The 17,570-nt window shown below is 58.1% G+C and carries 19 protein-coding genes and 3 pseudogenes; 16 read left to right on the top strand and 6 right to left on the bottom strand.

What is annotated here, in order from left to right:
• Both HMPREF1024_RS31645 and HMPREF1024_RS32020 read left to right on the top strand, forming a co-directional pair.
• Positions 1–82, top strand: an 82-nt coding sequence (locus HMPREF1024_RS31645; RefSeq protein ID WP_009307698.1) for a hypothetical protein, incomplete at its 5' end; no start/stop codon positions are given.
• Positions 64–262 (top strand): annotated as a pseudogene (locus HMPREF1024_RS32020) (hypothetical protein). The gene HMPREF1024_RS31645 and the pseudogene HMPREF1024_RS32020, both read left to right, overlap by 19 nt.
• On the opposite strand, the pseudogene HMPREF1024_RS31090 reads toward HMPREF1024_RS32020, so the two are convergent.
• A pseudogene (locus HMPREF1024_RS31090) lies at positions 233–343 on the bottom strand (hypothetical protein); the annotation flags it as partial. The pseudogenes HMPREF1024_RS32020 and HMPREF1024_RS31090 overlap by 30 nt on opposite strands.
• A gap of 399 nt (positions 344–742) precedes the next feature.
• Here HMPREF1024_RS31090 and HMPREF1024_RS21910 point away from each other — a divergent pair.
• The 3 genes from HMPREF1024_RS21910 (at position 743) to HMPREF1024_RS21920 (ending at position 2,232) form a co-directional block, all read left to right on the top strand.
• Complete coding sequence (locus HMPREF1024_RS21910; protein WP_004143863.1) at positions 743–1,177, top strand: winged helix-turn-helix domain-containing protein; 435 nt, start codon at positions 743–745, stop codon at positions 1,175–1,177.
• A 45-nt stretch (positions 1,178–1,222) separates the two neighbouring features.
• Complete coding sequence (locus HMPREF1024_RS21915; protein WP_009307696.1) at positions 1,223–1,939, top strand: hypothetical protein; 717 nt, start codon at positions 1,223–1,225, stop codon at positions 1,937–1,939.
• Positions 1,940–2,022: 83 nt separating this feature from the next.
• Positions 2,023–2,232, top strand: a complete 210-nt coding sequence (locus HMPREF1024_RS21920) for a YdgH/BhsA/McbA-like domain containing protein (RefSeq protein ID WP_004210114.1) — start codon at positions 2,023–2,025, stop codon at positions 2,230–2,232.
• Between the two features lie 312 nt (positions 2,233–2,544).
• Here HMPREF1024_RS21920 and HMPREF1024_RS21925 read toward each other — a convergent pair whose 3' ends face one another.
• Positions 2,545–3,180, bottom strand: coding sequence for a carbonic anhydrase (locus HMPREF1024_RS21925; protein ID WP_002907811.1), 636 nt, complete (start codon positions 3,178–3,180; stop codon positions 2,545–2,547).
• 249 nt (positions 3,181–3,429) lie between these two features.
• Between HMPREF1024_RS21925 and HMPREF1024_RS21930 the strand changes: the two genes are divergently transcribed.
• On the top strand, positions 3,430–4,059 hold the full coding sequence (locus HMPREF1024_RS21930; protein ID WP_002907812.1) for a LysE family translocator: 630 nt from the start codon (positions 3,430–3,432) through the stop codon (positions 4,057–4,059).
• 4 nt (positions 4,060–4,063) lie between these two features.
• Here HMPREF1024_RS21930 and HMPREF1024_RS21935 read toward each other — a convergent pair whose 3' ends face one another.
• Positions 4,064–4,834 (bottom strand): DeoR/GlpR family DNA-binding transcription regulator, encoded by a 771-nt coding sequence (locus HMPREF1024_RS21935; RefSeq protein ID WP_009307695.1) that lies wholly within the window; start codon positions 4,832–4,834, stop codon positions 4,064–4,066.
• 91 nt (positions 4,835–4,925) lie between these two features.
• Here HMPREF1024_RS21935 and HMPREF1024_RS21940 point away from each other — a divergent pair, with 91 nt between their 5' ends.
• From HMPREF1024_RS21940 to HMPREF1024_RS21980, 9 genes and pseudogenes are all read left to right on the top strand, one after another.
• Positions 4,926–5,309 carry a glyoxalase/bleomycin resistance/extradiol dioxygenase family protein gene (locus tag HMPREF1024_RS21940; RefSeq protein ID WP_004175834.1) on the top strand — a complete coding sequence of 128 codons (384 nt, stop codon included), beginning with the start codon at positions 4,926–4,928 and terminating at the stop codon, positions 5,307–5,309.
• A 31-nt stretch (positions 5,310–5,340) separates the two neighbouring features.
• Positions 5,341–6,024 carry a CatA-like O-acetyltransferase, family 1 gene (locus tag HMPREF1024_RS21945; RefSeq protein ID WP_004175829.1) on the top strand — a complete coding sequence of 228 codons (684 nt, stop codon included), beginning with the start codon at positions 5,341–5,343 and terminating at the stop codon, positions 6,022–6,024.
• Between the two features lie 344 nt (positions 6,025–6,368).
• Positions 6,369–8,072 carry an ABC transporter substrate-binding protein gene (locus HMPREF1024_RS21950; protein WP_009307694.1) on the top strand — a complete coding sequence of 568 codons (1,704 nt, stop codon included), beginning with the start codon at positions 6,369–6,371 and terminating at the stop codon, positions 8,070–8,072.
• Between the two features lie 43 nt (positions 8,073–8,115).
• Complete coding sequence (locus HMPREF1024_RS21955) at positions 8,116–9,075, top strand: ABC transporter permease (RefSeq protein WP_004175825.1); 960 nt, start codon at positions 8,116–8,118, stop codon at positions 9,073–9,075.
• Positions 9,072–10,026, top strand: a pseudogene (gene opp4C / locus HMPREF1024_RS21960) (oligopeptide ABC transporter permease). Before HMPREF1024_RS21955 ends, opp4C begins: the two are co-directional and overlap by 4 nt.
• Positions 10,023–11,003: an ABC transporter ATP-binding protein gene (locus HMPREF1024_RS21965; RefSeq protein ID WP_004151192.1), complete on the top strand. Its 981-nt coding sequence runs from the start codon at positions 10,023–10,025 to the stop codon at positions 11,001–11,003. Before opp4C ends, HMPREF1024_RS21965 begins: the two are co-directional and overlap by 4 nt.
• Complete coding sequence (locus tag HMPREF1024_RS21970) at positions 11,000–11,971, top strand: ABC transporter ATP-binding protein (RefSeq protein ID WP_009307691.1); 972 nt, start codon at positions 11,000–11,002, stop codon at positions 11,969–11,971. Before HMPREF1024_RS21965 ends, HMPREF1024_RS21970 begins: the two co-directional genes overlap by 4 nt.
• 365 nt (positions 11,972–12,336) lie before the next feature.
• Entirely contained in the window at positions 12,337–12,864 is a 528-nt protein-coding gene (locus tag HMPREF1024_RS21975) for an anti-virulence regulator CigR family protein (protein WP_002907918.1), read from the top strand.
• A gap of 117 nt (positions 12,865–12,981) precedes the next feature.
• A complete protein-coding gene (locus HMPREF1024_RS21980) occupies positions 12,982–13,413 on the top strand; it encodes a DinB family protein (protein ID WP_009307690.1) in 432 nt (143 codons plus the stop codon).
• A 93-nt stretch (positions 13,414–13,506) separates the two neighbouring features.
• Here the strand turns inward: HMPREF1024_RS21980 and HMPREF1024_RS21985 are convergent, their stop codons facing one another.
• Together HMPREF1024_RS21985 and HMPREF1024_RS21990 are read right to left on the bottom strand one after the other, a co-directional pair.
• Positions 13,507–13,791 carry a hypothetical protein gene (locus HMPREF1024_RS21985; protein ID WP_004180186.1) on the bottom strand — a complete coding sequence of 95 codons (285 nt, stop codon included), beginning with the start codon at positions 13,789–13,791 and terminating at the stop codon, positions 13,507–13,509.
• Positions 13,792–13,935: 144 nt separating this feature from the next.
• Positions 13,936–15,468, bottom strand: coding sequence for an MFS transporter (locus tag HMPREF1024_RS21990; protein WP_009307689.1), 1,533 nt, complete (start codon positions 15,466–15,468; stop codon positions 13,936–13,938).
• A 115-nt stretch (positions 15,469–15,583) separates the two neighbouring features.
• Here HMPREF1024_RS21990 and HMPREF1024_RS21995 point away from each other — a divergent pair, with 115 nt between their 5' ends.
• Positions 15,584–16,501 (top strand): LysR family transcriptional regulator, encoded by a 918-nt coding sequence (locus tag HMPREF1024_RS21995; protein WP_009307688.1) that lies wholly within the window; start codon positions 15,584–15,586, stop codon positions 16,499–16,501.
• A 73-nt stretch (positions 16,502–16,574) separates the two neighbouring features.
• Here the strand turns inward: HMPREF1024_RS21995 and HMPREF1024_RS22000 are convergent, their stop codons facing one another.
• Positions 16,575–17,564, bottom strand: a complete 990-nt coding sequence (locus HMPREF1024_RS22000) for an isopenicillin N synthase family oxygenase (RefSeq protein ID WP_004175808.1) — start codon at positions 17,562–17,564, stop codon at positions 16,575–16,577.
• Positions 17,565–17,570: the final 6 nt, after the last annotated feature.

The following is a 17,570-nucleotide window of genomic DNA, read 5'->3' as shown; positions in this document are numbered from 1 at the left end:
TAACCAACTGGCGATGTTATTCACCCTGGCCAACCTGTTTCGGGTGGACCAAATGATACGTCAGTGGGAGAGATCTCAGTAAAAACCGGAAATAACGCCAGAAATGGTGGAAAAAAATAGCCTAAATAGGCTGATTCGATGTGTTTGCGGGAAAAAAATCGGCCCAGATCCGCGAAATTTTAATCAGCGAGTCAGCTTGGGAAGAAATGACCTGCTTATTCGCACCTTCCCTAGCTTTGGTGGCGACCCACGGGTGACGTAGCTGAGTCAACTGAAGATCCTGGGAGGCCGGGCTGGCCGACCAGCGTTTGTTGCACAGAGGCTTACGAGTTGTAATGACCATAAAAACGCTCCTAAAAAAATGAACCATTCCCTAGGTAGTTCCACAAGTTCAGAATTAGCGTATCACCGCGTAACGGAAGTTATTTCAATCTTTGTTTTAGAATGTAAATGGTCATCGCCCTCTGAAATAGCTTAAATTGATCCAAATCAATTTAAGTGCATTTATTTTTCGATGCCACCTATATTTTCAAGCGCTTACCTTCGCCAGCCGCCTGATTAAGACTTTTCCTATACCGCATAATACAACAGAATCAAGCGATATTATCAGATTTTTATTCTAGTTATGTATGGCTATGTGGTTATTTGTTTTGATTATTCTAACTGATAAAATTCACTTGGTCAGTCAGCAGCGGGCAGGTACTCTGCACCGGCAAGAAGAGGATTTGTCAGGGAGTTGTGGATGACTAAAGGCTATAAACTACTTGGCTATAAGTTAGCGGATAATATTTTCTACTGCCTACATCATCGGGAAATTATCACGCTGCGCGGGACACGGACGCAAGTCCAGCTACGCAGCACCATGGCCTGTTTACTGGAGTACCTGCTGGCGCACGGCAGAGAACGTCTGGTCAGCGATGAAGAGTTAATGATTAACGTTTGGGAAAAAAATAATCTCCGCCCTTCCGCGCAGCGCCTATGGCAGGTTATTCAGAGCTTAAAGTCTCGCTTACACCAGGCTGGCGTGGAGAGCGCGTTAATCATCCGCGTTAAGTGCGCGGGGTATTATATTAATAACGTTTACGTAGCCGAAATTTATTCATACAAACCGCCGGGGATGATGAATTATATAAACACTTCGCCTGCTGATATGAATAAGCTTCTGGTACGCAGCTAATCCCCTCCCCGCGCCGTTTACATCGCCAGCAACAGGGTTTATTCGTTGAACATTTTAATTCACAGCAATAATATTTATTTTAATATCGGTATCGCCCAGTGTTTTCGGGATATTCAGAAAACAGCGCCCGAATTAAAGGTTATTCACTCCCTGCCCCTCAGCCATCTTCCAGAACTGTCCGGGCTGGATGTGATTATTTTGTCACTGGAAAACTATCATGATTACCTGGCTGCCGCTGAAATCGCTCAGCACTTTCAGGGCCTGGTCATTGGCTTTACGTCAGCCGGCAACGTAAGGCGCGGACGCCCCTTTTTCGCGGATACCCTACTGTGGGTCAGCCAGCGCGAAGCGGTACGTGAAGTGAGCCGCCTTCTGCGCTGCCTGGCCGAGCGCCGCTGGCCACTCGTGCCGCGTCACCAACGTCAGAGCGTTTCTTTCCGTCAACGAGCCCCGCTCAACCGCCTGGAGATGCGGATGATTGATGCCACCATGAAGGGTCAGTCGGTTCATCAAATGGCCGCTACGCTGGGGATTAATCGCAAGCGGGTCTATAACGGCCTGGAAAGGATTAAAGTGAATTTCCGCCTGGTCAGTCATAGCCATTTTCATCATTTCATGACCGACAGGCTCTCTTTTAGTCGCCTGTCTGCCGACCTCCGATGCCTGACCACAGCAGCTAATGCAACCCTGCCGCCGCGCGCAGCCTCACGACCGGCGGAAAATCATTCATATTATTTGAAAGAGTTTCGAAAATTGTTTTGATTTTAAGCCCCAGCAATCAAGCGTATTCTTTATCACATCAGGGCAACAGGCCCTTTATCAGACACCAAATTAAGGAATACACCATGAATTTCATCAAAACTTTCGTTGCTGTTTCTGCGCTGTCTCTGTTCTCTGCTGCCAGCTTTGCTCAGAGCGTCAGCGCCACTGCCTCCACGCTGGACCGCGCGGAAGCTAAAATTGCCGCCCAGGCCGCAGAACAGGGTGCATCCTATAAAATTACCAGCGCCCAGTTTAACAACCGTGTTCATATGACGGCTGAACTGAGCAAATAAACCCTTGCCCCTAAACGTTTCCTAAAGCGCCGCCTGGACGGCGCTTTAGTTTTTCCCCCTGCCTGACATTTCCCGGCAGGTCCATGCGGCATTCGCCGGATCCCGGACAATACTGACTCTCAGCACAAAAAGAGCCTGATAGCAATAAATACCCGATTGGCTGGATTATCTGCGGCTTGTCGGCGTAAAGCGGAGAGGTCTGTCGCCGCGAATCAGTCGGAGGCCTTCCGCTGTCTGCAAAGCGGCGCCCATTTTGGCAAAATTTGCGTGGCGTGGTGAGGGTTTGCAGGGCCTCCGTGCCCTGGAAAGACTTTATTCGAAAAAGACGTCCGGATTTTCCGACAGCGAAACAAAGGATTTCGTATTTTTATCCAGCGCCTGAATATCGCCGGTTTCGATGTCGTAGAACCAGCCATGCAGGCGCAGGGTATGGTCGCGCAGACCAACCGCCACCGAAGGATGGGTCTTGATGTTATTCAGTTGGGCGATAACGTTTTCCTGCACCATGCCGTTGACCTTATCGGTTTCGCTAGCCCAGGTTTTCTTTTCCACCACCGCTTTCGCGGCATCGGCATAGCGTAGCCAGTGAGACACCGCAGGCATCGGCTCAAGGCACTGACAGGTGGCGATCGCTTTCATCGCGCCGCAGTTGGAATGGCCGCAGATCACGATATCCGTCACGCCCAGCGCAACCACGGCATATTCGATGGTCGCGGAAACGCCGCCCGGCTCCGGCCCGAAAGACGGCACGATATTCCCGGCATTACGAATGACAAAGAGCTGTCCCGGCTCCTGCTGGGTAACCAGTTCCGGCACCAGACGGCTGTCAGAACAGGAGATGAAAAGCGCTTTGGGATTCTGGCTGGAGGCCAGGCTGCGGAAGAGTTCTTTACGCTGGGGGAAGATCTCTTTCTGAAAGTTGAGGAAGCCCTCAATGATATGTTGCATAGCAGTGTCTCTTCTCTGTAGTTATTACGGTATGACAAAGATCACAGTTATTCAGTTTACCATCGATGACAAGAATGGGAATCGTTATTCAAACAGTTGCGCAGAAAACGCGCCCCGCCAACGCCTGCTTCTCCCCGTCTAACACACACCTTTTTGACGTGCTTTCCTGAACCAGTTTGCTACTCTGTCTGCTCCAACCGTCCACACGTTACCGACCGCCTGCCTGCGGCGGACATAACAGGAGTCGCTATGTTCCTATCCAGCCTGATGGCCATTGCCGCGGTGCTGATCATGGGCGTGATCAGTCCCGGCCCAAGCTTTATCTTTGTCGCGCGCAATGCCGTCGCTCGCTCGCGTCTGCACGGTATGGTTACCGCCCTCGGTACCGGCGCCGGTGCGGCCATTTTCTCCATTATGGCGATGCTGGGCCTGCAGAAGGTGCTCACCGCGGTGCCGGAGCTGTTTATTGGTTTGAAGGTGGCGGGCGGGCTCTATCTGCTGTGGCTGGGCTATAAAATTTTTCGCGGGTCGGCGCAGCCGATGGACTTTTCCGCCAGCGGGATGGCCGGCAACCGCTCTTTGCTGAAGACCTTCCGCGACGGGCTGTATACTCAGCTCAGCAATCCCAAAACGGCGCTGGTGTTCGCCTCAATTTTTACCGCCCTGCTGCCGGCGCAGATCCCCACCGCCTTCTATTACATCGTGCCGCTGATGAGCTTTCTGATCGACGTAAGCTGGTATTCGCTGGTGGCGCTGGTGCTGTCTGCCGACCGCCCGCGCCGCGTCTACCTGCGGCTGAAGCGGCGGATCGACATCGCCACCGCGACGGTGCTGGGGGCGCTGGGCCTGCGGCTTATCGCCACCTCCCTCACCCGCTAGCGGGTTACACGGTATAGATGCGAATATCGTGCTGCTGAAAGGCAACGCGATATTCGCGACTGATATTCTCTTCCACCACCAGCACATCGATATCGCTGCTGGCGGCCACCACAAACCGCGCTGCTGCCGGAATTTTATCCGAAGTCAGACCAACAATAATTTCGCTGCACTGTTTAATGACCGCTTTCTTGAACTCGCAGTCGGCATAGTCAAAGCCGGTCAGGCCCGACTCTGGCGCCATCGCGCAGCCGCCGATAAACCCCTGGTCGAATAACATGCCCTGCACCTGAGCCACCGCCGCGGCGCCGACGCAACCGCCGCTCGCGCGCTGTACCTGGCCGCCAAGCATCACCACGTCATACAGCGGTTTTTTCACCAGTACCGCGGCGATCTCCGGCGAGTTCGTTACCACCGTCAGCGCCAGCTCGGTGGGCAGCGCCTCGGCCATCGCCAGATTGGTGGTCCCGGTATCAATGAAAATAGTGCCGCCGGGCTTCACCAGCCGGGCACACTGTTGCGCGATCCTTAGCTTTATCGCGCGGTTTTTATCTTTCCGCTGACTGTAATCCCCCGCTTCCGGCAGACTCAGCACCGCCCCGCCATACACCTTTTTACAGAATCCCTCGCGGCTGAGCTCATGCAGATCGCGGCGGATGGTATGCTCCGACACCTGAAGACGCGCCGCCAGCTCCGCGCACACCACTCTGCCGTTTTCCTGCAGGATCTGGCAAATCAGCGCTTGTCGCTGTTGAGGGAAAGCAGCATAATCGAGCATAACACAATCCTTAAATGATCAAAACCGAGCAGTAGCAAGCATGATCGTCTGCCCTGCTCTGGTTGTCAACGTTTCTGCCCGGAGGTTTACCATGAAAATTGCCCATTTCGCCCTGTGGACCCAACAGCTCGACGTCCAGGCCCGCTTCTGGGTGGACTTCTTTGCCGCCAGCATCAATGAAAAATACCTTAGCCAGACCAACCCCGGCTTTGCCTCCTATTTTGTTACTATCGACGATGAGGTGGTGATAGAGCTGATGACCAAGCCTGGCCTGCAGCAGGCCAGCGCGGATAATAACCATACCGGCTGGGCGCATCTGGCCCTCTCGGTGGGCGGGGCGGAACAGGTCGATGCCATCGCCCAACGCGCCGGGGCCGCCGGAATACTGATTTCGCCGCCGCGCACCACCGGCGACGGCTATTATGAGGCGGTGATCGCCGATCCCGATGGCAACCTGATCGAAATCGTCGCATAGTCAGCAGAACGCCAGTATTCAGGAGGCATCCATGGCACATTACCGGATTATCGACACCGCATCCTGGCCCCGCCGGGACCATTTCACTTTTTACCGCCAATTCGCCAACCCCAGCTTTAATCTCTGCGTGCCGATAGCGGCGCAGCGCCTGTACGAATGTGCGAAGGACCGTCGGGTCTCGTTTTTTCAGCTCGCGCTCTATGCCCTGCTGCGCGCGGCCAACGGGGTACCGCAGCTACGCCAGCGAGTGCGGAACGATGAGGTGATTGAATATGACAGTCTGGCAGTAATGACGCCGGTGATGACCGTCGGAGAGGGATTCCGTCAGGTGTGGTGCGACAATGCCCCCGAGTTCACCGCCTTCAGCGCCGCGGCCACGCCGAAGATTGTCGCGGCAAGAGAGACATCCCCGGCGCCGCTCATCGTCGATGGCGAGCATTTTATCTGCGCCAGCTGTCTGCCATGGCTCCACTTCACCTCGATGACCCATGCGGAATATGCCGTCGGCGCGGCGGTCCCCGCGCTCACCTGGGGAAAATTGCAGAATGGCGTTATCCCGGTGGCCGGGCGGTTTAACCATGCCTTCGTCGATGGTCTCCACGCCAGCCGCTTTTATGCCCTTGTCGAAGAGGGATTTAATGACCCCGAGCGGCTCTGGTTGCCGCTAACCGAAACCGCACCCTCCCTGCTTCCCCCAGCGGCGAAGGAGCGTTAACGTCTGCCCGGAACTGACCGCCAGGGAGCCTTACTCCCTACACGGTGGTCGGTACGGGGCCACTATCATCGTTCCCTTTCAGCCGGCGAATACCGCGCAGGTGTGACGCCTGTTCAGAACCTCGCGATTGAAAAGCTGGGTCACAGACAGCATGCTGACCAACCATCATCAGACAGCGGAAACCACTGCTTCATAGCCATAAAATGGGATTATATTGCCGATCCTTTGCTAAGGATAATTAGTTATAAATCATAGCGTTTCAGTGTTAGACAGGGCGAAGTGCGCCTCTTATCTTTCGTCATGAATTGTAAATAACCACGCAATCATTTGATGAGGTAGCACTTTTGTCCAGATTACAACAAGGATTAAAAACCAGACAAACCCGCTTCGCCCTGGCGCTAAAAGTGGCCCTGCTCGGCGGCGTGGTAGCATTTTCTTCTGCTGTCTTTGCTGAGGGTCTCCTGAAAGAAGGTATCACCCCGGCCACTGACGCCAGCCAGATCCCGGCCAGCGCCAAACTGCGCACAGACACGGTGGTGGCCGGGATCTCCGAGCCGCAGGGGATCTTTAACCCCTACTTTTTCGTCAACGGCTGGGATGAGAACGTGACTAACGTCATTTTTTCACGCCTGATCGACTGGGACAGCCAGGGCAAGCTGGTCCCGGGACTGGCGGAGAGCTGGACGGTCAGCCCGGATAACAAAGTCTATACCATCAAATTGCGCCCTGGTCTCACCTTTAGCGACGGCTCACCGCTGACGGCGGAAGATGTCGCCTTTACCCTGACGGTCCTGCTCGACCCCAAATATGATGGCGATACCGACATCACCCTGGCCAATATCGCCGGCGGGGCGGACTACAAAGCCGGCAAAGCTGACAGCGTCAGCGGCCTGAAGGTCATCGACCCGCTCACCCTGCAGGTGACCACCACGCAGCCAGGCGCCACCACGCTGGCCAAAATTGGCGGGCCTGTACTGTCGAAAGCCTGGTACGGCAAAGGGTATCAGCGGGGAAATCTCGACTATCTGCGCTCACTGCACGGCAAGCCGCTGGGCAACGGCCCTTACGTGTACGACAAATACATTCCCGGTCAGGAAATTCGCTTCCATGCCAATAGCCATTTTTACCGTGGGACGCCGCCAACGCCGCGCTTTATCTATCGCGTGACCAATCCGTCCACCAACTTCCAGCTGTTCCAGACCGGGGAGACCGACTACGACGCCTTTACCTCGCGCCCCGACGATATTGAGCAACTGAAGATGCTCGGCTTCGCCAATATTAATCTTTACGGCTCAAGCGACTACAGCCAGGTGGAATTCAACGTGCATCGCCCGGCGCTACAGGATAAGCGGGTGCGCCAGGCGCTGATTTACGGCCTGGAGAGGCAGAAGCTGATCGATGTGGTCTATCAGGGATACGGCAAAGTCGCCATCGAACCGATCGCGCCGATCTCCTGGGCCTTTAACGCTGAAGGCGTCAACCCTTACCCTTACGATCCGGCACAGGCCAAAAAGCTGCTGGATGAGGCCGGCTGGAAAGCTGGCGCCGACGGTATCCGCGCCAAAGACGGCCAGCGCCTGGAGCTGACCCTGCTGGTGAGCAAGAAGGTGCTCAACGATGCGCTGATCCCCATCGCCAAGGAGAACTGGCGGCAGATTGGCGTGCTGCTGAAGCCGCAGGTGGTGGATTTCAACGCCCTGATGGCGCAGCGCAAAGCCGGAAATTACGATTTGGCCTCCTTTAGCACCAGCACCCTTAACGACCCGCACGACGGGGTATGGGATTTCTACAGCAGCGAAGCTAAAGAGTCCGGCTACCATAACGCGGAAGTCGATAAGCTGATTAACGCCGGCAACGCGGTGCTCGACATCGAACAGCGCAAGCCGATCTACCACCAGCTGTATAAAGTGCTGGCCGACGATCCGCCGGTGATCCTGCTCGGCTATCGCGAGATCCTTTCCGCCAGCAGCGCCCGCGTCAGCGGCTTTAAGCCGGATATCTACAACGGCCTGACCGGCAGCCTGCCGGATGTAAAAATCGTCAAATAAATCCCTGGCCGCCGGGTTAACCGGCGGCTGATGTGAGACCGTCATGAGAAATTTCATCCTGAGGCGCCTGCTGCAAACGCTGCCGATGCTGCTGCTGGCCTCCTTCATTATTTTTTTGCTGTTTGCCAAAACCCCCGGCGACTTTATCGATGGCAATATCACCCTGACCGCTGCCCGCGCCGCGGAGCTGAAGGCGATCTACGGCCTCGACCAGCCGCTATTGACCCGCTACCTCCACTGGCTGGGACAGTTGCTGCGCGGTGATTTAGGCTTTTCGCTGCAGTATCAGATCCCGGTCAGCCAGTTGCTCAACCAGTACATCTGGAACTCTTTTCTGCTGGCCAGCGTCGCGCTGGTCTTTTACTGGGGCATCGGCCTGGCGGTCGGCGTGGTTTCTGCCCTGCGACCCGGCTCCTGGTTTGATCATCTGGTGAGCGTCGCGGTGTTTGCCGCCATGTCGTTCCCCACCTTTTTCCTCTGCCTGCTGCTGATTAAATGGTTCGCCGTCGATCTCCACTGGCTGCCGGTAGGCGGGATGACCAATACCGGCAGCGACGAGAGCGGCTGGCAGTATGTGCTGCAGGTGGCTGCCCATCTGGCGCTGCCGGTGCTGGCGCTGGTGATGCTGCAGGCGGGCAGCCTGACGCGCTATGTGCGCGCCAGTATGCTCGACGTGGTGAAAATGGATTTTATCCGTACCGCCCGCGCCAAGGGGTTGCAGGAGCGCACGGTGATCCTCAAACATGCCCTGCGCAACGCCCTGCTGCCGATTATCACCCTGCTGGGCTTCGAGCTGCCGGGGCTGTTCTCCGGGGCGATCATTACCGAAAAGGTATTCAACTGGCCGGGGGCGGGCCACATTCATATCGACTCGCTGGCCGCCCGCGACTATCCGGTACTGATGGGGTTTACCCTGTTTCTGGCGGTGCTGACGATCGTCGGGAATCTGCTCGCCGACGTGCTGTACGCCTGGGCCGATCCGCGTATTCGGGTGAGGTCATGATGATCCTGTCTTACTTAGCTTCCCGTCGCCGCCAGCGGCAGGCGGCTATCCCGGCGCTGGCGCACATTACCCCCCTCTCCCTGGCCGCCGAGGGGGTGGCGACAGCTGCGCCGTAACCGGCTGGCCATGTTCTGCCTGCTCCTGCTGGCGGTGATGGCGGTGTGGTGCGTGCTGGGGCCCGTCTGGTCGCCGTGGAGTGATGATGCCACCGACGCCCTGAGCATCAACCAGCCGCCCGGGGCGGAACACTGGCTGGGGACCGATTTCCTCGGTCGCGATGTCTACACCCGCCTGCTGCTGGCCGGGCGCATCTCGCTGGTTATCGGCCTGCTGACCATGGTGATGTCGGTGTGCCTCGGCTACCTGCTCGGCGCCCTCTCGGGTTACGTCGGCGGGTTAACCGACAAACTGATCATGCGCGTGGCCGACCTGGTGATGACTATCCCTGGGTTACCGCTATTGATCGTCGCCGGGGCGATGCTTTCCGAGCTCGATTTTTCGCCGGACTCGCGCATTTATATGGTGGTGGTGATGCTCAGCCTGCTGGAGTGGCCCCGACTGGCGCGGCTGGTGCGCGGGCAATGTCTCTCCCTGCGCGAACGCGATTTTATGCTGGCCACCCAGGTGCTGGGCCTGTCGGCGCGTCACCGGCTGTTTGGCCACCTGCTGCCGAATACCATTCCGATTCTGGTGGTGATGGCGACCATGGCCGTCGCCAACGCCATTCTCAGTGAATCCGCGCTGAGCTATCTCGGCCTCGGCGTGGTGCCGCCGACGCCGTCGTGGGGCAATATGATGGATGCCGCTAACAGTCTGATCGATTTCCAGCGTCGCCCCTGGCTGTGGATGCCGCCGGGCATCGCCATCTTTATCACCGTGATCGCCATCAACGTGCTGGGCGATGGCCTGCGCGATGCCATGGATCCCAATATGAAACCGAGGATGAAATGACCACGCCGTTAGTCTCCTTTAATCATCTCTCCGTCTCTTTCGCCGGCGAACGCTCTCGCGTGCGCGCGGTGCAGGAGGTCTCTTTCACCATTCAGGCCGGGCAAACCGTTGGCGTGGTGGGTGAATCCGGCTGCGGCAAAAGCGTCACCGCCATGGCGCTGATGGGCCTCCTGCCGCCGCAGACGGCGCGCATCGACGGCGGCGAGATCCGCTTCGCGGACCGCGATCTGCTGCGGCTGAAAGCCAGACAGATGGCCGATCTGCGCGGTCACCAGCTGGCAATGATTTTTCAGGAACCGATGTCGGCCCTCAACCCGGTGTTGACCATCGGGGAGCAGCTGTGCGAACCGCCGATCCGCCACCTCGGCGCCACGCCGAAAGCCGCCTGGCATCAGGCCATCCAGCTGTTAAGCGAGGTCGGCCTGGCGCGCGGGGACAGCCTGATGACCCGCTATCCTCACCAGCTTTCCGGCGGCATGCTGCAGCGGGTGATGATCGCCATGGCGCTGAGCTGTCGGCCCAAACTGCTGATCGCCGACGAACCCACCACCGCGCTCGACGTGACCGTGCAGGCGCAGATCCTACGCCTGCTGCGGGATCGGGCCCGGGCCAGCCAGATGGCGATGATGCTGATTACCCACGACCTGGGGGTGATCGCGCAGATGGCCGAGCAGGTGGTGGTGATGTATGCCGGACGAATTGTGGAACAAGGCGCCACCGCGGAAGTGCTACGGCATCCTCAGCATCCCTACACGCGGGGGCTGATCGCCTCCCGACCGGTGCCCGGTGAGCGGCGTCGGCGGCTGTACTCAATTCCCGGCCAGGTGCCGGATCTGGCCGCCCTGCCGGCGGGCTGCGCCTTTGCCGGGCGCTGCGAGCGGGCGACGGCGCGCTGCCGGGAGGCGATTCCGCCGCTGCTCGGCGACCGCCAACGTGCCGCCTGCTTTTATAGCGAATTTGCGGAGGTGACAGCATGAGCGAACGCTATGTCATTGAAGTGGATGGACTGAAAAAATATTTTCCGCTACGCGACGGCCTGTTTGGTCAGCAGACCGGCGAGCTTCGCGCGGTGGACGGCGTCAGCTTTAATATCCGTCCGGGCACCATTTTTGGCCTGGTGGGCGAGTCCGGCAGCGGTAAAACCACCGTCGGCCGGACCCTGCTTGGCCTGTACGAGAAGAGCGCCGGCAGCGTGAAATTTCACGGTCAGGAGCTGGCCGACCTGACCGCGCCTGCCCTGCGCGCTATCCGGCCCAGGATGCAGCTGGTGTTTCAGGACCCCTATAGCTCGCTGAACCCGCGGCTGCGTATTGGCGACGCGATTGGCGAAGCCATGCTGGAGCACAAACTGTGCGCCCGCAATGAGCTATATGACCGGGTGATCGACGTGATGAAGATCTGCGGCCTGGCGCCGGAACACTATGCCCGCTTCCCGCATCAGTTCTCCGGCGGCCAGCGTCAGCGGATCGGTATTGCCCGGGCGCTGATCCTCAACCCGGATTTTATCGTCGCCGATGAACCCATCTCGGCCCTTGATGTGTCGATTCAGGCGCAGATCATCAATTTGTTTTCCGACCTGCGCGACAACCGCGGCGTCACGTTTCTGTTTATCTCCCACGACCTCGGGGTGGTGGAGCATTTATGTGACGATGTGGCGGTGATGTATCTCGGGCAACTGGTGGAAAGCGCCAGCCGCGATGCGCTGTTCAGCCGCCCCCTCCATCCCTATACCCGCGCCCTGATGGCTGCGGTGCCGACCCTCGACCCGCACAGCGAACCGCAGGCGCTGGTGCAAGGCGAGATCCCGGATCCGGCCAATCCCCCCGCCGGCTGCCGCTTTTCATCCCGCTGCCCGCTGGCCAGCGAACGTTGCCGCAGAGAGCCTCCGGCGCTGCGCGAGTTGGCCCCGGGCCATCGGGTCGCCTGCCATTGGGTCGCATCCTGAGCGCGGTCGATGGGGTTATTTATTTCTAAACAACCGACCGATGGTGCGCGGCAGCGCCAGGATTTACTATCCGCCCCGTCTTGTGAGACGCGCGATAAATGAAGCGGAACATCTTAGTACTCTTTTGCCCAATGGCTTCGGGCATTTTTTCTCCACGACCGGGAGCGATCCTCCCGGCAAGATATTTAGCGGGGCGCGGTCGCCCGTCTGTCAAAACGCAGCAATGGAATTGCTCGTCCGCGTCCCGCTACCCTTTTCCCGCCGCTAATTAAATAAGGGCAAAAAAATAAGACAACATGAGATTGCCTGGGGTATAGCTTTATCTTATTTTTTAAGCGTGTACTCCCTCTTAAGGTATCAACATCATGCTTAAGCGTCGCACTCTCAAAACAGCACTGGCGGCGGTTATTTCTCTTGCCGTCATGGCCGCGCCAGCGTATGCCAACCCGGGTAATGGCAATGGCAACGGCGGTGGTAATCACGGGAACAGTGGTAACCATGGCAATAGCGGCAATCATGGTAACAACGGTAACAGTGGCGACCATGGCAATAAAGGGCAAAATAAAGGCCAGTCCACTGAAGATCACGGCAAACGGAAAAACTACGGCAAGCCCGACCACGTCGACAGCGATATTAGCTTCTCACGGGCGCGCTCCCTTGCCGTGAACTACGGTCTGGTCGGCTATCAGGCGCTGCCGCCGGGTATCGCCAAAAATGTTGCCCGCGGCAAACCGCTCCCTCCGGGGATCGCCAAAAAGACCCTGCCAGCTTCTATGATTAACGACCTGCCCTATTATCCGGGCTATGAATGGCGGGCGGTCGGCGATGATCTGGTGCTGGTGGCCCTGAGCACCGCGATCGTCACCGCCGTGATTAACGGTGTGTTTGACTAAATCACCTGCTTATTGAAAAGCCTCGCCTCGGCGAGGCTTTTTTGTGCCTGATGCCGGTGAGTGACGGTTCACCGGCATAACCAGTATGATAACGGTTCAACCAACCCGGGACCGACTATGGACAAAGACACAGTAGTAACGCTGTTGAAATACAAGCGCTGGATTGACTTTGCCACCTTACAGGCGATCCGCGCGATTGACGGAACGGTACATGGCGAAAAGCGTCACCTGACCATCAGGCTGATGAACCATATCCATGTCGTTGATATGATTTTCCGGGCGAACCTGCGCGGCAGGCCGCACGGCTACACCGCGCTGAATACCCCTGAGACGCCAACCGTTGATGAGCTGGAAACGGCCATGACCGCCTGTACGGACAAATACATTCAGTACGTCAGCGCCATGACCCCCGCCGATTTCCACGAACGTATCGCCTTCAAATTTGTCGACGGCGGCGACGGCAATATGACCGCGATGGAGATGCTGAACCACATGCTCTTTCACGGCGCCTATCACCGCGGCGCGGTGGGCTGGATGATTGGCGAATGAGGCGGCGTGCCGCCGAAAGAGGTGCTGACCGTTTTCCTGCGCGACCATCATTCCTGACCGAGCGAAACCATTCGCCGTCGATTACGCGGAGAATCAGCAGGAGCTCTGCCTGATGTCGAGTATGGGTTTTCTGGTACAGGGCGCTAAGGTGGGTTCCGATCGTGGCGATAGATACGCCCAGATGTAAGGCGTCATGCCCCGCACCAGCAGCTCCGCCACTGCGTTTTCGGCGGGCTTGACGTTAAACAACTCCATCAAGGCGCTGCCGGTGAGAAACGCCAGTTTCTGCAGCGCCGATTTCCACAAATCAGGATCCAGGGTGGCCATCAGCACCGTTTCCAGGATCTCGATATAAATCCGGTCCGTATCACTCGCCATACCGCCGCCTGTGAGTCACAGTTTCCGTTGCCGGAGCGGCGCATATGGCCGCCCTAATCAGCATAGTTCCGTCAGCGAAACAATGACAATCCCGGTTCGCTGAGCAGCCCGGGAAGCGTGACGCCACCGCGCTATCAAGGGGGTTCAGGATCCACTGTTGCGGGTTTGGATAGCGCCCGCCTTCCGGCATAGCGTCAGCCAGATCATCAGGGCGCACAGCAGGGTGACGACCGCCAGCCCGCTAAACAGTAGCGTATAAGCAGAGTCATAGCTCTCGCGCAGCACCCGGAGGGAAAAGTCAGGCAAAAGCGCAGCCGCCTGCGGCATATTGCCGGCCCCCAGCCAGCCTGCGGCGCGGTGAATCACCTCGGGGGCATACCCGTGTACGCGACTCTGCAGGGTCAGGGTATTGCTTGCCGTTAATACCGCGGAGACTATCGCCAGGGCGATCCCCTCGCCGGCAACGCGTACGGTGTTGAACAGGCCTGCCGCCATACCGGCTTTGGCGACCGGCACAGCGGATATCGCCAGGCCGTCCATCAGTCCCCAGGGAAGCGCCGCCCCCGCCCCACAGAGGATCAGCGCCAGCACCAGCTGCGGGAGGTGGTTACTGTGAAAAGCATCGCCCAGCAACAACAACCCGATGGAGGCCATCATCAGTCCCGCCGTGGACACCTGCCCCGGTGAAAACCAGCGGGTGAGCAGGGCCGCAACGGATGGGAAAACCAGCATCGGCGCGGTCAGCGCCATCAGATACAGTGCGCTCTGCGACTCACTCATCCCCTCTCCGCCCATAAAATGCAGTGGAACAATAATCAGCAGGACCACGTAGCAACAGCAGGTGGCGACAGGCAACAACAGTACGCCGACAAAACGCGGATGACGCAGCAGGGAGAGTTCCAGCACCGGGTTGTTCACCCTCCGGCAGCGTACGACAAACGCCACGAACAGCCCCCCCGACGCGATGAGCAAGGCCAGCGTGGTCAGGGATAAAAAACCGCGGGCCGGAATGACCATAAGCGATGCAGTAAACAGCATCAGGGCCAGCGTAAACAGGGTTAAGCCCAGGTTGTCGGGTGTCCGCGGCTCGCTTTTTTCTGTCGCAGGCAGAGATACCAGGCCTATAAGCAGAACCCCTGCCGAGAGCAGCGCAAACAGGGCGTATACGCCGCGCCAACCCACCGCGTCGATCATGAAGCCGATCAGCAGCGGACCGAACGCCAGGCCAACACCGAACACCGTGCCGAGGATGCTGAATGCCCTGGTCCGCTGAGCGCCATCATACAGCTGGGCCAGCGCCGCACTGCCGCTGGCTAAAATCATCGCCGCGGCCAGGCCCTGCAGCGCCCTCAACACGCCTGACAGGAAGAGATTGTGCGTCAGACAAAACAGCAGGCTGCTCAGGCAAAACAGCGCGGCGCCGGCGATAAAAATACGTTTTCTGTCGATGGCATCCGCCGCCACCCCTGCGGCCAGCAAAAAGCTGCCGAAAGTCAGCATAAAGCCATTGGTCAGCCACGACAGCGCAGCGGGAGAGCCGCCCAGCGACTGCTGTATCGCGGGGGTGGTCATGACGCCGCCGGTAAAACTTAACGGCAGCAGCAAGGCCGCCATAAAGACAGAAAGCGCGCCCAGGGCGCTGGCGTATCGGGAAGGTGTTCTGGCGGGGAGTAACATCGGGCGGCCCTCATCAGTCGGCAAGAAAGAATAAACTGTCGCCATCCTATTGCGGATGTTAATGCCGATAAATAGACTGAAAATATCTTCTTAAGAGACATAAGGTTTATAATCAATGGACAGCCTCACCTCGCTGACGTCCTTTGTCCGCACCGCCGAAACGCTAAGCTTTGTTCAGGCCGCCAGGCTGCTGGGCATATCTGCCTCGGCGGTGGGTAAGAATGTCGCCCGGCTGGAGCATAAACTGGGGGTCCGGCTGTTCAACCGCAGCACCAGAAACGTCAGCCTGACGGCGGAGGGGGCCGCATTTCTGACCCGCTGTCAGAGTATCCTGGAGCAGATCCAGGAGGCCGAGTCAGAGCTGACCAGCAGTCTCTCACAGCCCACCGGCAAACTGAGGATTTCACTGCCCGTCATTGGCTACCGCCTGTTGCTCCCCGCCCTCACCGCCTTTAGCCGTCTTTATCCGCAGGTTGAACTGGATCTCGACTTTAGCGACCGGCTGGTCAATCTGATCGATGAGGGAGTTGATGTCGCTATCCGCAGCGGTGAATTAGCGGACTCCCGCTTGATCGCCAGAAAGCTGGGAGGCTTTCGTTTTGTGCTCTGCGCCAGTCCGGCCTATCTGGCGGAATACGGCGTTCCCGGCTCACCAGCGGAATTGGCGGCGCACAAGTGCATTTTTTTCCGCTTCCCCGCGACGGGGCTGATCCAGCCCTGGGAACTGCGCGGTATGCGACTGACGGGAGATTTCAGGGCCGCTGCCGTGATGACGGTCAATAACATTGAGGCCGCCATTCGCTTAAGCGCGGCGGGGATGGGCATCGCTTATGTGCCTGATTTTGTTGTGCGCGAGGCAATGGATGAGGGACAACTGCAGGAGGTGTTGCCCGGCTGTTGCGTCAAGGATGGGCATTTCTCGGTCCTGTGGCCCGCCAGCCGCTACCTGTCACCAAGAATACGCTGTTTTATCGATTTTATAGCTGCGGCAGAGATACCTTTGTCACCCGCATCGGCAAGCCCTACCACCTGAAAAGCTCAGCGGCGGAGATCCTGCCGCCCGGCCAGCGAAAGCCGGCGGCAGGTATACCACGCAAGGGAGCATCTTACCCTTTGGCAAAATTGGCCTGGATCCGCTGCTGCAGATAATCCTCGGCGCTGATGGGCGGGTACTTCCTCTGCGGCCCGAGGATCTCGACATCTTTATTGGCCTGGCAAAAAAACGCCAGGCTGTAGCGCGGCCCCTGATATTCATGGGGCAGCGGATTTCTCACCCGATGGAAGTTAGACGGCAGCTGGTCGTCGCTCCAGCGCATCAGCATATCGCCGATATTGCAGGTGATCACCTCCTCCCGCGGCTCAATGCTGGTCCACTGCTGGCTTTCGCGGTCTTTACCGGGACAAACCTGCAGGCCGCCCTGGCCGGGGCGCTGGAACAGCAGCGTCAGGCAGTCAAAATCGGTGTGCGCGCCGGCCCGCCACATCCCCTGCTGCGACTGCTCGGTTGCATAGTAATGCAGCATGCGCAAGGTGCTCTGATAGGTGTCACGCTGCGGATCGTGCGCGGTGGTAAAAAACGATTCCGGAAAACCGAGCTTTAAAGCAAAGCAGGAGAGGATCTTCATCCCCAGCTGCCAGCACTGCGACTCAAACCCGAGCATTGTCTGCTGGAATGCTGGCAACTCCCGATCGCTGGGCCAGCGCCCGGCCATCAGAGGCCGGGTTATCTGATACGACTCTTTTTGATCCGGGGTGCGGGTCGACGGCCGAACCTGCGCTTTGCTTTCCCAGCCGGCGTTGCCGGCTAGCGGATACTGGCGCTTCACCTCGTCGGGCAGGTCGAAAAACGCCTCGGTCATGCTGAACGCCTGGCGGATATCCGCCAGCGGAATACCGTGATGGCTGACCTGGAAGAAGCCAATCTCTACCGCCGCCTCCCACAGTTGTTCGGCAATGTCATTTTTTCTTGCGGCAAAGTTCGACAGGTCGATACAGCGCACTTCGCGGGCGAAGGTCTCTTCGCCCTCGGCGCCCATCAGCGCCTCTTTTTCCAGTTCCTGTAAGGCATAGCGTTGATTCTGGGTGGTTGCGTTCATCGTCAT

The sequence above is a fragment of the Klebsiella sp. 4_1_44FAA genome (genome assembly GCF_000238715.1).
Lineage (GTDB): Bacteria > Pseudomonadota > Gammaproteobacteria > Enterobacterales > Enterobacteriaceae > Klebsiella > Klebsiella pneumoniae.
Note: the sequence above shows the minus strand (reverse complement) of the source record. Positions and strands in the feature narration are given on the sequence as shown.